At 72.0% G+C, this 14,579-nt stretch carries 15 protein-coding genes; 11 read left to right on the top strand and 4 right to left on the bottom strand.

Annotated features, from left to right (window positions below):
* Nucleotides 1-30 precede the first annotated feature (30 nt).
* Nucleotides 31-678: an alpha/beta hydrolase gene (locus AB0B45_RS33890; protein WP_358138884.1), complete on the bottom strand. Its 648-nt coding sequence runs from the start codon at nt 676-678 to the stop codon at nt 31-33.
* 461 nt (nt 679-1,139) lie between these two features.
* On the opposite strand from AB0B45_RS33890, the gene AB0B45_RS33885 reads away from it, so the two are divergent.
* Nucleotides 1,140-1,619, top strand: a complete 480-nt coding sequence (locus AB0B45_RS33885) for an SRPBCC domain-containing protein (protein ID WP_358138882.1) — start codon at nt 1,140-1,142, stop codon at nt 1,617-1,619.
* Here the strand turns inward: AB0B45_RS33885 and AB0B45_RS33880 are convergent.
* Nucleotides 1,583-4,705 (bottom strand): BTAD domain-containing putative transcriptional regulator, encoded by a 3,123-nt coding sequence (locus AB0B45_RS33880; RefSeq protein ID WP_358138880.1) that lies wholly within the window; start codon nt 4,703-4,705, stop codon nt 1,583-1,585. The two genes, AB0B45_RS33885 and AB0B45_RS33880, sit on opposite strands and share 37 nt — an antisense overlap.
* A gap of 101 nt (nt 4,706-4,806) precedes the next feature.
* On the opposite strand from AB0B45_RS33880, the gene AB0B45_RS33875 reads away from it, so the two are divergent.
* A complete protein-coding gene (locus AB0B45_RS33875; RefSeq protein WP_358138878.1) occupies nt 4,807-5,706 on the top strand; it encodes a carbamate kinase in 900 nt (299 codons plus the stop codon).
* Nucleotides 5,707-6,798: a ring-opening amidohydrolase gene (locus tag AB0B45_RS33870; RefSeq protein WP_358138877.1), complete on the top strand. Its 1,092-nt coding sequence runs from the start codon at nt 5,707-5,709 to the stop codon at nt 6,796-6,798. It begins immediately after the preceding gene.
* Nucleotides 6,799-6,874: 76 nt separating this feature from the next.
* On the opposite strand, the gene AB0B45_RS33865 is transcribed toward AB0B45_RS33870, so the two are convergent.
* Complete coding sequence (locus tag AB0B45_RS33865; RefSeq protein WP_358138875.1) at nt 6,875-7,309, bottom strand: RpiB/LacA/LacB family sugar-phosphate isomerase; 435 nt, start codon at nt 7,307-7,309, stop codon at nt 6,875-6,877.
* Nucleotides 7,310-7,313: 4 nt separating this feature from the next.
* Nucleotides 7,314-8,177: an NAD(+)/NADH kinase gene (locus AB0B45_RS33860; protein WP_358138873.1), complete on the bottom strand. Its 864-nt coding sequence runs from the start codon at nt 8,175-8,177 to the stop codon at nt 7,314-7,316.
* 202 nt (nt 8,178-8,379) lie between these two features.
* Here AB0B45_RS33860 and AB0B45_RS33855 point away from each other — a divergent pair, with 202 nt between their 5' ends.
* From AB0B45_RS33855 to AB0B45_RS33820, 8 genes are all read left to right on the top strand, one after another.
* Nucleotides 8,380-8,928 (top strand): SseB family protein, encoded by a 549-nt coding sequence (locus tag AB0B45_RS33855; RefSeq protein WP_358138871.1) that lies wholly within the window; start codon nt 8,380-8,382, stop codon nt 8,926-8,928.
* A gap of 92 nt (nt 8,929-9,020) precedes the next feature.
* Nucleotides 9,021-9,653 carry an A24 family peptidase gene (locus AB0B45_RS33850; RefSeq protein ID WP_358138869.1) on the top strand — a complete coding sequence of 211 codons (633 nt, stop codon included), beginning with the start codon at nt 9,021-9,023 and terminating at the stop codon, nt 9,651-9,653.
* A gap of 43 nt (nt 9,654-9,696) precedes the next feature.
* Nucleotides 9,697-10,878: a chorismate synthase gene (gene aroC / locus AB0B45_RS33845; protein WP_358138868.1), complete on the top strand. Its 1,182-nt coding sequence runs from the start codon at nt 9,697-9,699 to the stop codon at nt 10,876-10,878.
* Nucleotides 10,875-11,375, top strand: coding sequence for a shikimate kinase (locus AB0B45_RS33840; RefSeq protein ID WP_358138866.1), 501 nt, complete (start codon nt 10,875-10,877; stop codon nt 11,373-11,375). Before aroC ends, AB0B45_RS33840 begins: the two co-directional genes overlap by 4 nt.
* Nucleotides 11,372-12,442, top strand: coding sequence for a 3-dehydroquinate synthase (gene aroB / locus AB0B45_RS33835; protein ID WP_358138864.1), 1,071 nt, complete (start codon nt 11,372-11,374; stop codon nt 12,440-12,442). The genes AB0B45_RS33840 and aroB overlap by 4 nt, the downstream gene beginning before the upstream one ends.
* Nucleotides 12,439-12,870 carry a type II 3-dehydroquinate dehydratase gene (gene aroQ, locus AB0B45_RS33830; RefSeq protein ID WP_358138862.1) on the top strand — a complete coding sequence of 144 codons (432 nt, stop codon included), beginning with the start codon at nt 12,439-12,441 and terminating at the stop codon, nt 12,868-12,870. The genes aroB and aroQ overlap by 4 nt, the downstream gene beginning before the upstream one ends.
* 9 nt (nt 12,871-12,879) lie before the next feature.
* Entirely contained in the window at nt 12,880-13,644 is a 765-nt protein-coding gene (locus AB0B45_RS33825; protein ID WP_358138860.1) for an SGNH/GDSL hydrolase family protein, read from the top strand.
* Nucleotides 13,645-13,974: 330 nt separating this feature from the next.
* Complete coding sequence (locus AB0B45_RS33820; protein WP_358138858.1) at nt 13,975-14,550, top strand: NAD(P)H-dependent oxidoreductase; 576 nt, start codon at nt 13,975-13,977, stop codon at nt 14,548-14,550.
* Nucleotides 14,551-14,579: the final 29 nt, after the last annotated feature.

The following is a 14,579-nucleotide window of genomic DNA, read 5'->3' as shown; positions in this document are numbered from 1 at the left end:
AATCTCCTCTTGAGGGGAGGAGATAGTTTGTCAGCCCTCCAGGAACCCCTCGACCGCCGCCGTGAACTCCTTGGGCGCGTCGGAGTGGATCAGGTGCCCCACGTCGATGGTGACGAGCTTCGCGCCGGGGATCAGGCGGGCGAGCGGCGCCGCGTCGACGTGGCTGGACGGCCCGCCCGACAGCACCAGCGTGGGCGCGGTGACGCGCTTCAGCCCCTCGGCCCACGCGGGGTCGGGGGAGACGATCTGGCGCTCGGTCTCGACCATCATGGGGGAGTCGTCCTCCAGCGGCGGCCTGTCGATCGACAGCGGCGCCGGCGGGTCCTCCAGTACCAGGACCGAGACCAGGTCGGGGTAGTTCATCGCCAGGTGGTAGGCGACCGCGCCGCCGAGCGAGTGCCCGATCAGCACCGTCTGCTCCACGCCGAGCGCCCTGAGCAGGGCCACGATGTCCTCGGCCATGTCGGGCAGCTCGTAGGTGGCCGGATGCTCGCTCGCGCCGTGGCCGCGCAGGTCGGGCGCGATCACGTGAAAGCGCTCGGCGAAGCGGCGGGTGTAGAGGTTCCAGTGGTTGTGGTCGGCGGTGCGGCCGTGCAGCAGGACCATCGTGGGGGAGGCGGGATCGCCCTCCTCGCGGTAGGCGAGGTCGATGCCGTTGACGTGTGCGGTGCGAATCACGTCCGTGAGGCTACCTTTGTCCGGAGATGACCGTCAGGCGACGACTCCCCGGTTTCACTGACAGCGTCCCGCGATTCGCCGGCGAGAGGCCCGGGCGACGTGGCGGATCGTGCGGCGGAGGCGGCGGAGCGGCGCGGAGACCTTCGCGTCAGCAGGCAGATCGCGGTCAATCCCGCAAGAGCGAGCACTGCTTGGATCAGCAAGATCCAGGCGATCATGAAGGTCTCCCGGCCGGTGCGACGGACATTGCGTAAGAGTATTTACAGTACGGAGGCCGACCAGGGAAGGGATAAATGCCTCAATAAACCCCCAAAGCGGTATCTTTACCCGCAGCAGAGGTGTTGTTCATCTGCCGGCAAGGCCACCGGATCCCGCCTGAAGGACAGCGGAAGGGAATCGTAAGGTCGGCAGGGCACGGTGGATCTCGTCGAAGCTATCCACGAAACCCTGAGAGGGCAGCCATGACGAGGACCGCCGAATACGAGATCGTCCGCCGGCTCGCCGCGCCCCCCGCGGACGTGTACGCCGCCTGGACCCAGCCGGAGCGCTTCGCCCGCTGGTTCGGCCCGCGCATCTTCACCACCCCGGCCGACCGGGTCGTGCTCGACGTCCGTCCCGGTGGCGCCTGGCGCGCGACGCTGGTCGGCGAGGAGGGCTTCGAGGTCACGTTGCACGGGGTCTACCGCGAGGTGGCGGGACCGGGGCGGCTGGTCTTCACCACCGGCGACCCCGACAACCCCGGTGAAGGGCCCGCCTCGGTGGCGACGCTCACGCTGGACGAGCACGAGGGCGGTACGGCCATGCGATTCCACCAGTTCGGGGTCAACACCGACGAGGAGCACGCCGAGCAGGCCAAGCAGGGCTGGCTGGAGTTCTTCGACCGGCTGGACGAGCACCTGGCGGGTCAGGCCACGTCGTCGAAGGTCAGCTCGCGGCCGTGAGCGTGGGCGGCGGCGAACGCCTCCTCGCCGAGCGCCGCCACGGCCCTGCCGGTGATCCGCCGCAACTCCTCCTCCTCCGAAGGGGTGGCGGGGGTGCGGTACGACAGCCTGGCCGCGGCGGCCAGCCCCAGCAGCCTGGCGCACTCCTCCGGCGGCGACGCGGCGGCCAGGCCCTCGACGGTGAACGCCGTCGTCCGGGGGTCGCCGATCCGCCTGGCCGCGGCGAACGCCTCCATGAACAGCTCGCGCGCGCTCGCGGCGTCACCGCGCAGCTCGTGCACGAAGCCCAGTTCGGCCAGGGTCGTAGGAAGGAACAGCGGCGGCTCGCCGTCCCTCGGGACGCCGTCGAGCAGGCGGTCGAGGTGCTCCCGCGCCAGATCGAGCCTTCCGGCCCGACGGGCGGAGAAGCCGTACCCCATCCTGGCGAAGATCTGCCCTTCCCTGTAGCCCTGCCCCGTGGCCAGGTGGAGCGCCTGGCCGCAGCGTTCCATTGCGGTGGCGTAGTCGCCGGTGTTCATGGCCATCCAGCCCAGCCACGACAGCCGCCGCACCGCCTCGGGCCACAGACCGAGCTCCTCGGCCATGCGCAGGTCCTCGGTGAACAGGCGGACGGCGTGTTCGTGGTCGCCGCGGATCTCGGCCAGCCCGCCGAGCCACTCGGTGGCCTGCAGCAGGCCCCAGCGGTCGCCGAGCTCGCGGAAGAGCCGGTCGCTCTCGCCGCCGTCGCGCTCCAGGGACTCCAGATCGCGCAGGGTGAAGGCGTCGCGGGCGTGCCTGCTCAGCGCGGCGGCCACGCCCCACCGGTCGCCGAGCTCGCGGAAGGTCGCGAGGGCGCTGTCGACCAGCGGTCGCGAGGACACCAGATCGGCCATGCTCAGCGCGACGAACCACTGTGCCATGGCACGGTCGCCCGGATCCGCGATGTCCAGGGCCGGCTCCCAGTCGACGTCGTCGCCGAGCAGCAGCGAGAAGCCCGCGTGCCAGGCCCGCGCCCTGGCCAGGTCGGCGTCCACCGACCCGCCGCCGCGCGCATCGACTCCGGCGTGCGCTTCGGGTCCGGCGTGCGCTTCGGGCCCGCCCGAAGGGTCAGGCGCGGCGGCCAGGGCGGTCTCCAGCGCGCGGCGGCCTTCGCCGAGCCTGCCGCGCAGGAACCAGTACCAGGCCATGGCGTTCGCCAGCCGCAGGGCGCCGGCCCGCGGCGCCGCGTCGAGGGCGGCCCGCAGGTTCGCGGCCTCCGCGTCCAGCCACAGCATCCAGCGCCCCTGCTCGGGCCCCCGCAGGTACGGCTCGGCCTGAACGGCGAGCGCCACGTAGTAGCCGGCATGCGCCTGCCGTACCCGCTCTGTCTCGCCCGCGTCGTCCAGCCGGTGCAGACAGTAGGCCGTCACCGACTCCAGCAGCCGGTAACGGACCCCCGCGGACCCTTCCACGAGCACCACCAGCGAGCGGTCGACCAGCCGCGCCAGGGTGTCGAGCACGTCGATCCCCGCTTCGGCGCACACCGCCTCGGCCGCGTCCAGCGTGCATCCGTCGGCGTGTACGGCCAGGCGGCGCAGCACGACGCGCTCGGAGTCGGTGAGCAGCGTCCAGCTCCAGTCGATCATCGCCGTCAACGTCTGCTGGCGCGCGGGAGCCCCCCGATGGAAGCCCGCCAGGAGCCGGAACCTGTCGTCCAGCCTGGCCACGAGCTCGTGGATGCCGAGCGACCTGACGCGGGTCGCGGCCAGTTCGAGCGCCAGCGGAAGGCCGTCCAACCTGCGGCACAGCTGCGCGACGGCCTCGGCGTTCCCCGCGTCGAGCGCGAATCCGCGAGCCGACGCGGTCGCCCTGGCCATGAACAACCGCACGGCGTCGGCCTTGGCGACCGTGAGCAGCTCGGACCCCTCGGGCAGCCGCAGCGGGGGCACGCTCCACAGCACCTCACCCGCCACGTTCAGCGGCTCGCGGCTGGTCACGAGGACCCGCAGCCCCTGCGCGGAACGCAGCAGCGCCTCGGCCAGCCGGGCGGCCTGCTCGACGACGTGTTCGCAGTTGTCGAGCACCAGCAGCATCCGCCTGTCCCGTAACGCCTCGGTGAGGCGCTCCATGGCGCCGGCCGAGTCGGCCCGGATGCCGAGCGCGGCGAGCACGGCATCGGCCAGTGACGGCGTGTGCCGGTCGTAGGGCGCCAGTTCGACCAGCCACGCGCCGTCGGGGTGCGCCCCGGCCAGCCGTCGCGCGACCTCCAGCGCCAGGCTCGTCTTCCCCACGCCTCCCGAACCGGTGAGCGTGACCAGCCTGCCCGCCTCCAGCAGCGCGCGGACCTCGGCCACGGCCTCGTCGCGGCCGATCAGGCCGCCGAGTGCGGCAGGCAGGTTGGTCGCAGGGCGCTCGGCTCTGCCGCTGAGCGCGGGATCCTGCCGCAGGATCGCCTCGTACAGCCGGGCCAGCTCGGGCGAAGGATCGAGGCCGAGTTCGTCGGCGAGCCGCTCCCTCAGCTCGCCGTAGCAGGCCAGCGCCTCACTCTGCCGCCCGGCTCGGTAGAGCGCCTTCATGTGGACGGCGCGCAACCGCTCTCTCAGCGGGTGCTCGGCCACGAGCGCGGCCACCTCGACGGGCTCGCCCGCCGCCAGCCGTACCTCAGACAGCTCCTCGATCGCGGCGAGCCGCGCCTCCTCCAGGCGGGCGATCACCGGGCGGAGGAACTCAGCGTCGGCGAAGTCCGCGTAGGCGGGCCCGCGCCACAGCTCCAGCGCCTCGGCCGGCTGGGCCTTGTCCACCAGCCGCGTGAAACGGGCGGCGTCCACGCTCTCCAGGTCGATCCGCAGCGCGTAGCCGGGCGCGCGGGAGACCACCAGGTCCCTCCCGCCGGGCTCGGCGTCCTCGAGAGCGCGGCGCAGCTGCGAGACCCGCACCTGGAGGGCCGCCGCGGGGTTGGCGGGCGGTTCGTCGCCCCACAGGTCGTCGACCAGCCGGTCGGTGGACACGACCCGGCCCTCGTGGGCCAGCAGGTCGGCCAGCAGCGCGCGCACCTTCAGCCCGGGGATCGGCACGATCTCGCCCGCGTCGGTCCACACCGTCACCGGGCCCAGCACACCAAAGCGCATACGACAGACCTTATGGCCAACGGTCCCCGCCATGCCGAGGGGCGCATCATGGGCAAAGGTTGCCAATGAACGCCCTCCGCGGCCTGGGTAGCGTCGCGACCGTGGGTGAACGGGTACTCATCGCGCTCGGCGGCAACGCCATGACGGCCCCCGACGGCAGCGCCTCGCCACGCGACCAGCAGGCTGCGGTCGAGGCGGCGATCCTGCAGGTCAGGGCGCTCATCGAGACGGGCCGCGAGGTGGTGCTGACCCACGGCAACGGCCCGCAGGTGGGCAACCTGCTGCTGAAGAACCAGCTGGCCGCCTCGGTCGTGCCGCCGGTGCCGCTCGACTGGTGCGGCGCGCAGACGCAGGCCACCATCGGCACGCTCATCATGAACGCGCTCGGCGGCAGGGCCGCCACCGTCGTCACCCGCACCCTGGTCGACGCCCGCGACCCCGCCTTCGAGGACCCGGTCAAACCGATCGGGCGCTATTTCACCGAGGTGGAGGCGCGCAGGTTCGAGAAGCTCGGGCAGAGCTGGCGGCGCTTCGAACGCGGCTGGCGGCGCGTGGTCGCCTCGCCCGAGCCGCTGGAGATCCTCGACGCGGCCGCCGCGACCGCGCTGATGGCCGCCGGGTTCACCGTCGTGGCCGCGGGCGGCGGCGGAGTGCCCGTCGTACGGCAGGCCGACGGCTCGTTGACGGGCGTGGAGGCGGTCGTCGACAAGGACCTGGCGGCGGCGCTGCTCGCGCGCGCCGTACGGGCGGAGGCTCTGATCATCGCGACCGACGTGCCGAACGCCGTCGTCGGATACGGCGGGCCCGACCCGCGGCCCATCGGCCGGATCTCCGCCGATGAGCTGCGTGTCCTGCACGCCGCCGGGCACTTCGCCGGGGGCAGCATGGGACCGAAGGTGGAAGCGGCCCTGCGCTTCGTCGCAGGCGGGGGCAGGCAGGCCGTGATCACCTCGCTGGAGCACATCGCGAACGCCGATGTCGGTACGAGAGTGGAGAGATAGATGCCGGAACCGATAGAAGTGCGCAAGGTCGCCATCGAGAGCGTGACCGACGCCTCAGGGCTGGAGAAGCTCATCGACGAGGGGGTCATCGAGGCGCACAGAGTGCTCGCGGTGATCGGCAAGACCGAGGGCAACGGCGGCGTCAACGACTACACCCGCATCCTGGCCGACACGGCCTTCCGCGGGGTCCTGGCCAGGAAGGGGCATCCCGCGCCTGAGAGCGTGCCGCTGGTGTGGTCGGGCGGCACCGACGGCGTGCTCAGCCCGCACGCCACGATCTTCGCCACCACCGCCGACGCGCCCGCCACGGACGAGCCGAGGGTGTCGGTCGGCGTGGCGATGAGCGACGTCATCCTGCCGGAGGACATCGGCCGCCCGGCCATGGTCGAGAAGGTCGCCGCGGGAGTGCGCGAGGCCATGAAGGTCGCGGGGATCGACGACCCGCGGGATGTCCACTACGTGCAGACCAAGACCCCGCTTCTCACGCTGGCCACCATCACCGACGCCAAGAGCCGCGGCAAGGACACCGCCATCGAGGAGACGGGCCCCTCCATGGACCTGTCGAACTCCACCACCGCGCTCGGCATCGCCGTCGCGCTCGGCGAGATCGAGATGCCGTCAGCCGACCAGATCCACCGCGACCTGTCCCTCTACAGCAGCGTCGCCTCCTGCTCCAGCGGCGTCGAGCTGGACAGGGCGCAGATCGTCGTCGTCGGCAACGTGCGCGGGATCGGCGGACGCTACCGCATCGGGCACAGCGTCATGAAGGACGCCCTCGACGCCGACGGCATCTGGGAGGCCATCCGCGAGTCCGGCATCCCGCTGCCCGACCGGCCGCACCCCTCCGACCTGGGCGACCGCCTCGTCAACGTCTTCATGAAGTGCGAGGCCGACCCCTCGGGGCGGGTGCGCGGACGGCGCAACATCATGCTCGACGACTCCGACGTGCACTGGCACCGCCAGATCAAGGCCACGGTCGGCGGCGTCGCCGCCTCCGTCACCGGCGACCCGGCCGTGTTCGTCTCCGTCGCCGCCGTCCACCAGGGCCCCTCGGGCGGCGGCCCCGTCGCCGCGATCGCCGACCTGTCCTGATCAGGGCCTGTCCTGATCATCGGCAAGCCCTGATCGCGTACGGCCCGGCCGCCGGGATGCCCGGCGGCCGGGCCTGCTAGCGCGCTTCGAGGTGGTCGACGTTGGCCACGTCGGAAGGGTCGGCGCTGGGCGAGCCGGCGAACCACGCGTCGAGGATCTCGACCAGCAGCGGCTCGGAGACCACGCGCAGGCTCAGCGCCAGCACGTTCGCGTCGTTCCACTTGCGCGCGCCGTCCGCGGTGTAGGCGTCGGCGCACAGGGCGGCTCTGACGCCGCGCACCTTGTTGGCCGCGATCGAGGCGCCGGTGCCCGTCCAGCAGCACACCACCGCCTGCTCGGCCCGCCCCTCCGCCACGTCGCGCGCCGCCGCCTCGCTGGCCCACGCCCAGTCGTCGCGCTCGGCGGCGTTGAGCGCGCCGTGCGCGATCACCTCGTGGCCGCGCTCGCGCAGCTCGTCCACCACCTTCGCGGCCACGCCGTCGAGGCTGTCGGCCGCCACCGCGATGCGCATGGCTTCAGTCCACTTCCGCGCTGCCGTTGACCCTGAGCTTGCGGCGGGCCCGTTCGTAGAAGGTCGTCGTGCCGAGCCGTACCACCCATGCGGCGCCCGGCAGGGCGGACACGGTCACGCAGTCGCCGGGGGCCAGGTGACCCATCACCATGCCGTCGACCTCCACGGCCAGCGTGCCGCTCGTGGGCAGCAGCTCCAGCGTGACCTTCTCGTTCGCCGACAGCATCACCGCCCTGTTGAAGGCCGAGTGCGCCGCCGCCGGGATCACCAGGAACCCCTCCACCAGGGGCGAGACGATCGGCCCTCCCGCGGAGAAGCTGTAGGCGGTCGAGCCCGTCGAGGTGGCCATGATGACCGCGTCGGCCGCGTAGCGCACGAACGAGTGCCCCTCGACGGCCACGGCCACCGCGGCGATCCCGTCGCCGGGGATCCGCACCAGCGCGATGTCGTTGAAGGCGGTGACCTCCTGCTCGTCCTTCAACCTCGTCCGCACCGCCATGCGCGGCTCCACGGTGTAGCGGTGCTCGTCGATCGCCGACAGGGCCTCGGGCAGCTCGTCCACGTCGATCTCGGCGAGGAAGCCGAGCTTGCCCAGGTTCACGCCGAGGATCGGGGTCTGCAGCCCCGCGATCAGCCGCATCGTGCGCAGCATCGTGCCGTCGCCGCCCAGGCTGACCAGCAGGTCCGAGCGTTTGCACAGCTCGTCGGGCTCGACCGCGATCGCGCTGCAGTGGATGCGGTCCACCTCGTCGGGCAGACCGAGCACCGTCACCCCCCGCGACGTGGCCCAGGAGAGGATCGTCTCGATCGCCGTCTCGGAGTCGCGTCGCGGGTGCAGAACCAGACCAACCGTCCCGATCATGCCCATGCGTTTCACTGTACGCGGCCGTACTCGGGGGGCGTCCACCCAGACCACACGTGATCCACCGGACAGTGACTCCTCCCCGCGCACCAGGGTCGACTTGGTGACGCGGCGACGGTGGCTGGGCGGGCGGCCATGCGTCCGTCTTGATCCGCGGCGGCCGTCCCATCGTGGGTCTCACCACGACCGGGCGGTAGTCTCGACGGTTGTGCCGAGCATTCCCCAGCCCCTGGTCCCAGGTGACGACGGCAGCGCCGACGCCTCCGTCGCCGCCGCGCTGGCCGCCTTCTCCGTGGGTACGGCCGACGCCACCGCCGTCCTGTCGGCGCTGAGCGGCGCCAGGCTGCTGGTGCCCGTGGTGGCGCTGCTGACCGAGTCCGAGGTCGGGGCGCACGGGCTCCAGCAGGAGAAGGAGAGCGAGATGGCCCTCCCCAAGCTCGTCGGCAAGGACGGCAGGGAAGCGGTGATCGCCTTCACCGGGGTCGAGGCGCTCACCAGATGGCGGCCTGACGCGCGGCCCATCCAGGCGACGACGCTGCAGGTGTGCCAGGCGGCCGTCCACGAGAACGCGGCCGCGGTCGTGGTCGACGTCGCGGGGCCCGTGCCGTTCGTCATCGAGGGCGGCGTGCTGGAGGCGATGGCCGCCGTCGAGTCGGGAACGCTCGACAGCGTGGGTCCCTCGGTGACGGTGGCCCGCTTCGCGGAGGAGGAGCCCGCTCCCAAACGCCGCCGCTTTCCCTGGTCGCGCCGCTCCTGAGCGGGGTTGTCCGAGGACGGGCGCCGTCGGGTGCGGTAGCCGTACGGGGCAAAGACCTGACAGCGGCCGCCGCCCACGGGGAGGATGGGTGGGTGGTGGTCTGGGCCGCGATGGCGGGGTTCGTCGCGGGCGTTCTCGTGCGCGCGCTCGCCGCGGGTTTCGAGGTCGACCCCGTGGACACCCGCGCCGAGGCGAGGCGGGCCGCCAGGGGCCTGCTCAGGCGGCCGAAACTCGGCGTCCCGACGATCGAGCTGGCCACGGCGGCGGTGTTCGCGCTGCTCACCTGGCGGATGGAGGCGGCCTACCTGCCCGCGCTCCTCTACGCCGCGACGGCGGGCGCCGCGCTCTCCGTGATCGACTGGCGGACCCGGCGGCTGCCCGACGTGATCACCCTGCCCTCCTACCCGGTCCTCGCCCTCCTCCTGCTCCCCACGGGCCGGCTGCCCGAGGCGCTGCTCGGCGGCCTCGCCCTGTTCGTCCTGTACGGCGTGCTGTGGTTCGTCAGGCCCACCGCCATGGGGCTGGGAGACGTCAAGCTCGCCGGGCTCATCGGCATGGTCGCCTGCTCGGTGAGCTGGAACGCGTGGATCGCCGCGGCGCTCGCGGGCCAGTTGCTGGGCGCGCTCTACGCCATAGCCCTCCTTGTCACGAAAAAAGCGGAAAAGTCGACAGAGTTTCCTTTCGGGCCTTTCATGATCGTCGGAGCGCTCTGTCTCGCCTGGTGAGCCATGGCGATCCCACCGCTCCGCACATGGAAGACTTGTCAGCATGTTGCGCTGGTTGACCGCCGGAGAGTCCCACGGCCCCGAACTCGTCGCCATCCTCGAAGGACTGCCCGCGGGCGTGGAGGTGACCACGGCCGCCATCGACGAGGCGCTGCGCCGTCGCCGCCTCGGCTACGGCCGCGGCGCGCGGATGAAGTTCGAGGAGGACAAGGTCTCCATCGTCGGCGGCCTGCGCCACGGTCACACCCTCGGCAGCCCCATCGCCATCCGCGTCGGCAACACCGAGTGGCCCAAGTGGGAGAAGGTCATGGCGGCCGACCCGGTCGACCCCGCCGAGCTGGAAGGCCTGGCCCGCAACGCGCCGCGCTCCCGTCCCAGGCCGGGTCACGCCGACCTGGCCGGCATGCAGAAGTACGGCTTCGACGACGCCCGCCCCGTGCTCGACAGGGCCAGCGCCCGCGAGACCGCCGCCAGGGTCGCGCTCGGCGAGGTCGCCAAGCGCTTCCTCAAGCAGGCCCTCGGCGTCGAGATCTTCAGCCACGTCGTGTCGATCGGCGCCGCCCTGTCACCCGGCAACGTCTTCCCCGTCCCCGGCGACCTCGAGGCCATCGACGCCGACCCCGTGCGCTGCATCGACCCCGAGGGCAGCGCCGCCATGATCGCCGAGATCGACAAGGCCCACAAGGAGGGCGACACGCTCGGCGGCGTCGTCGAGGTCCTGGCCTACGGCCTGCCTCCGGGCCTCGGCAGCTACACGCACTGGGATCGCCGCCTCGACGCCCGCCTGGCCGCCGCCCTCATGGGCATCCAGGCGATCAAGGGCGTGGGCGTGGGCGACGGGTTCGAGACCGCCAGGCGTCCGGGCTCCCGCGCCCACGACGAGATCGAATACACCACCGACGACGGCGTCAAGCGCATCACCAACCGCGCAGGCGGCGTCGAGGGCGGCATGACCAACGGCGAGGTCCTGCGCGTCAGCGCCGCGATGAAGCCGATCTCCACCGTCCCGAGGGCGCTGGCCACGATCGACGTCAAGACCGGCGAGGCGGCCAAGGCCCACCACGAGCGCTCCGACGTCTGCGCGGTGCCCGCCGCCGGCATCGTGGCCGAGGCCATGGTGGCGCTGGTGCTGGCCGACGCGGCCCTCGAGAAGTTCGGCGGCGACTCCGTCGAGGAAGTCGCCCGCAACCTGTCCGGCTACCTCTCATCCATGGTGATCAAATGACCAAGGCCGTGCTGATCGGCCCTCCGGGGTCGGGCAAGACGACGCTCGGGCGCCTGCTCGCGCAGCGGCTCGGCGTCGCCTTCCGTGACACCGACACCGACGTCGAATCGGTCGCGGGCAAGCCCGTGAGCGACATCTTCATCGAGGACGGCGAGGCTCGCTTCCGCGAGCTCGAGCACGAGGCCGTCCGCGTCGCCCTGGGCGAGCACGACGGCGTCCTGTCGCTCGGCGGCGGCGCGATCCTGCACGAGGGCACCCAGGCGCTGCTCGAGGGGCACCACGTCGTCTACCTCGAGGTGGGCCTCGCCGACGCCGTCCAGCGGGTCGGCCTCGGATCGGCCCGCCCGCTGCTGGTCCTCAATCCGCGCAGCCAGCTGAAGAAGCTCATGGACGAGCGCCGCCCCGTCTACGAGCGGCTCGCCGTGCTCACCGTGGTGACCGACAAACGCGACCCCGAGGAGCTCGTCGAGGAGATCGTGAAGGGGCTGCCGGCATGAGCGCCACCCGCATCACCGTGCGCGGCGACAGCCCCTACGACGTCGTCATCGGCACCGGCGTGCTGGGCGAGCTGCCCGGTTTGCTCGGCGAGGGCGTCCGCACCGTCGCCGTCGTCCACCCCTCCACGCTGCCCGAGATCTCCCGCCCCGTGTGCGGGGCGCTGCAGGAGGCCGGCTACGACGTGGTCTCGCTGCCCGTCCCCGACGGCGAGGCGGCCAAGTCCGTCGAGGTCGCCGCCCAGCTGTGGTCGGCTTTCGGCCGCTACGGCATCAGCCGCTCCGACGCCGTCGTCGGCGTTGGCGGCGGCGCCACCACCGACCTGGCGGGCTTCGTCGCCGCCACCTGGCTGCGCGGCGTCAAGGTCGTCATGGTGCCCACCACGCTCCTGGCCATGGTCGACGCCGCGGTCGGCGGCAAGAACGGCATCGACACCCCCGAGGGCAAGAACCTCGTCGGCACCTTCCTGCCGCCCGCGGGCGTGCTCTGCGACCTGGCGACCCTGCCGTCCATGCCGCGCGACGACTACGTCGCGGGCCTCGCGGAGATCATCAAGGGCGGCTTCATCGCCGACCCGACCATTCTCATGCTGGTCGAGGACGACCCCGACGCGGCCACCAGGCCGGAGGGCGAGCACACCCGCCAGCTGATCGAACGCAAGATCCAGGTCAAGGCCGACGTCGTCGGCGCCGACCTGCGCGAGGCGGGCCTGCGCGAGATCCTCAACTACGGCCACACCCTCGCCCACGCCATCGAGCGCGCCGAGCAGTACCAGATCCGTCACGGCGAGGCCGTCGCCATCGGCATGGTCTACGCCGCCGAGCTGTCCCGCCTGGCGGGCCGCGCCGACCTGGTGGAGCGCACCCGCTCCATCCTCACCTCGGTGGGCCTGCCCACCGCCTACCGCAAGGACGCGTGGCCCGAGCTGCGCGACCACATGCGGCTCGACAAGAAGAACCGCGGCGCCAAGCAGCGCTTCGTCGTCCTCGACGGACTGGCCAAGCCGGGCCGGCTCGAGGACCCTGCCGAGGAGCTGCTGGAGGCCGCCTACCGCGAGGTGGCGCGATGATCTACGTGCTCAACGGCCCCAACCTGGCGCGCCTCGGCACTCGCGAGCCCGACGTCTACGGCGCGGAGACCTTCGAGGACCTGCGCGCCCTCTGCGTCGCGACCGGGCGCGAGCTCGGCCTCCACGTCGAGGTGCGGCAGACCGACGACGAGGCCGAGCTGGTCGGCTGGATCCACGAGGCGGCCGACGGCAAGATCCCCGTCGTGCTCAACCCGGCCGCCTTCACCCACTACTCCTACGCGCTGCGCGACGCCCTCGCCCAGCGGACCGCGCCGCTGATCGAGGTGCACATCTCCAACCCGGCCGCGCGCGAGGAGTTCAGGCACACCTCGGTCGTGGCCGCCGTCGCCACCGGCACCATCGCCGGGTTCGGGCTCCAGTCCTACGTCCTGGCGCTGCGGGCGATGGCCGACCTGATCAACAAGTAAGGCTCCACCATGACGCGTTACCGTTCGTACGTCGCGCTCGGCGACAGCTTCACCGAAGGACTCAACGACCCGGGCGCCGACGGACGCTTCCGCGGCTGGGCCGACCGGGTCGCCGAACGGCTGGCGCAGCTGGAGCCCGACTTCCACTACGCGAACCTCGCCGTGCGGGGCAAGCTCATCGACCAGATCGTCGCCGAGCAGGTCCCGCTGGCCGTCGCGATGAAGCCCGACCTGATCAGCTTCTGCGCGGGCGGCAACGACCTGCTCAGGCCGGGCAGCGACCCCGACAGGATGGCCAAGAGGCTCGCGGGCGCCGTCGCGGCCCTGCGCGCGACGGGCGCCGAGGTGCTGCTGTTCACGGGCGTGGACCCGCGCGACACGCCGCTGATGCGGCGCATGCGCGGCAAGTTCGCGATCTTCTACCTGCACCTGCGCTCCATCGCCGACCTGTACGGCTGCCGCGTCGTCGACCAGTGGTCGATGCAGGCCATCCGCGACTGGCGGGCGTGGAGCGAGGACCGGCTGCACCTGAACGAGGACGGGCACCGGCTGGTGGCCGCCAGGGTGCTCGACATGCTGGACGTGCCGTGCGACGACCCGTGGCGCAGGGACTGGCCGGCCCGCACGGTCGACCCCAGGATCAAGCGGCGCGAGGACGCCCGCTGGGTGCGGGAGTTCCTGGTCCCCTGGGTGAACCGCCGCCTCCGCGGCACCTCCTCCGGCGACGGACTCGACCCCAAACGCCCCGACCTGAAGCGCTGGGACCTTCGCTAACCCTCCCCTTCCGGGCCCAACCCGCCACCCCCGCCAGGGTGGTCCTCCCACGCCCGCCTTCCCGTCCCGCGCCCGCCTTCTTCTCACACCCTCCGCCCGCCCGCCACCCCCTTCCGCGCTCGCCCTCCCCGTGGCGCGACGCGTCTCCTTCGTTTGGCTTCATCTCCCGGGCGCCCGCCTCGTCCAGTGCCTCCGCCAGATCGAGCCCGACCTTTCGATCTCACCGCGCCTGCTCCCGCTGGATCGGACCTCCTTCGCCGGGCAGGAGAGCCCTCCGCTAGATCCCATCTAGCGATGATCTAGCGCCTCCTTCATGAAAGGAGATGCGGGATGCAGGCTTCGGGCCCGCTGCGGATGGCGGTGATCATCGGCAGCACGCGTGAGGGCAGGGTGGGTGACAGCATCGGCCGCTGGTTCGCCTCCCGCGCCGCGCTCCGCGACGACCTCGACATCACGGTCCTCGACCTGGCCTGCTACACCTTCCCTCCCGCTTTCCCCTCCGTGGCCACACCCGCCATGCGGGCGTTCGCAGGCTCGGTGGCCGCGGCGGAGGCCTTCGTCGTGGTCACACCCGAGTACAACCGCAGCTTCCCCGCCTCCCTCAAGCAGGCGATCGACTTCGCCTACGACGAGTGGCAGGCCAAACCGGTCGGATTCCTTTCCTACGGGTCCGGTTCCTGCGGCCTGTACGCCATGGAGCAGCTACGAACCGTGTTCATCGGCCTGCATGCCGTAACCGTGCGTGACGCGGTCGGTGTCGACCTGCTCGATGGCGGCGTGGACGACCGTGGCATGCCGTACGACACCGACGAACGCGAGCAGTCGGTCACCACCATGCTCGATCAGCTTCTGTGGTGGGGTCTCGCCCTGCGCGCCGCCCGCGCCACCCGCCCTTTCGCCTCGTGAAGACCCTCATGAAGACCCTCATGAAGACC

The organism is Nonomuraea sp. NPDC049152 (assembly GCF_040648355.1).
GTDB lineage: Bacteria > Actinomycetota > Actinomycetes > Streptosporangiales > Streptosporangiaceae > Nonomuraea.
This window is presented reverse-complemented; position numbering and strand designations above follow the sequence as displayed.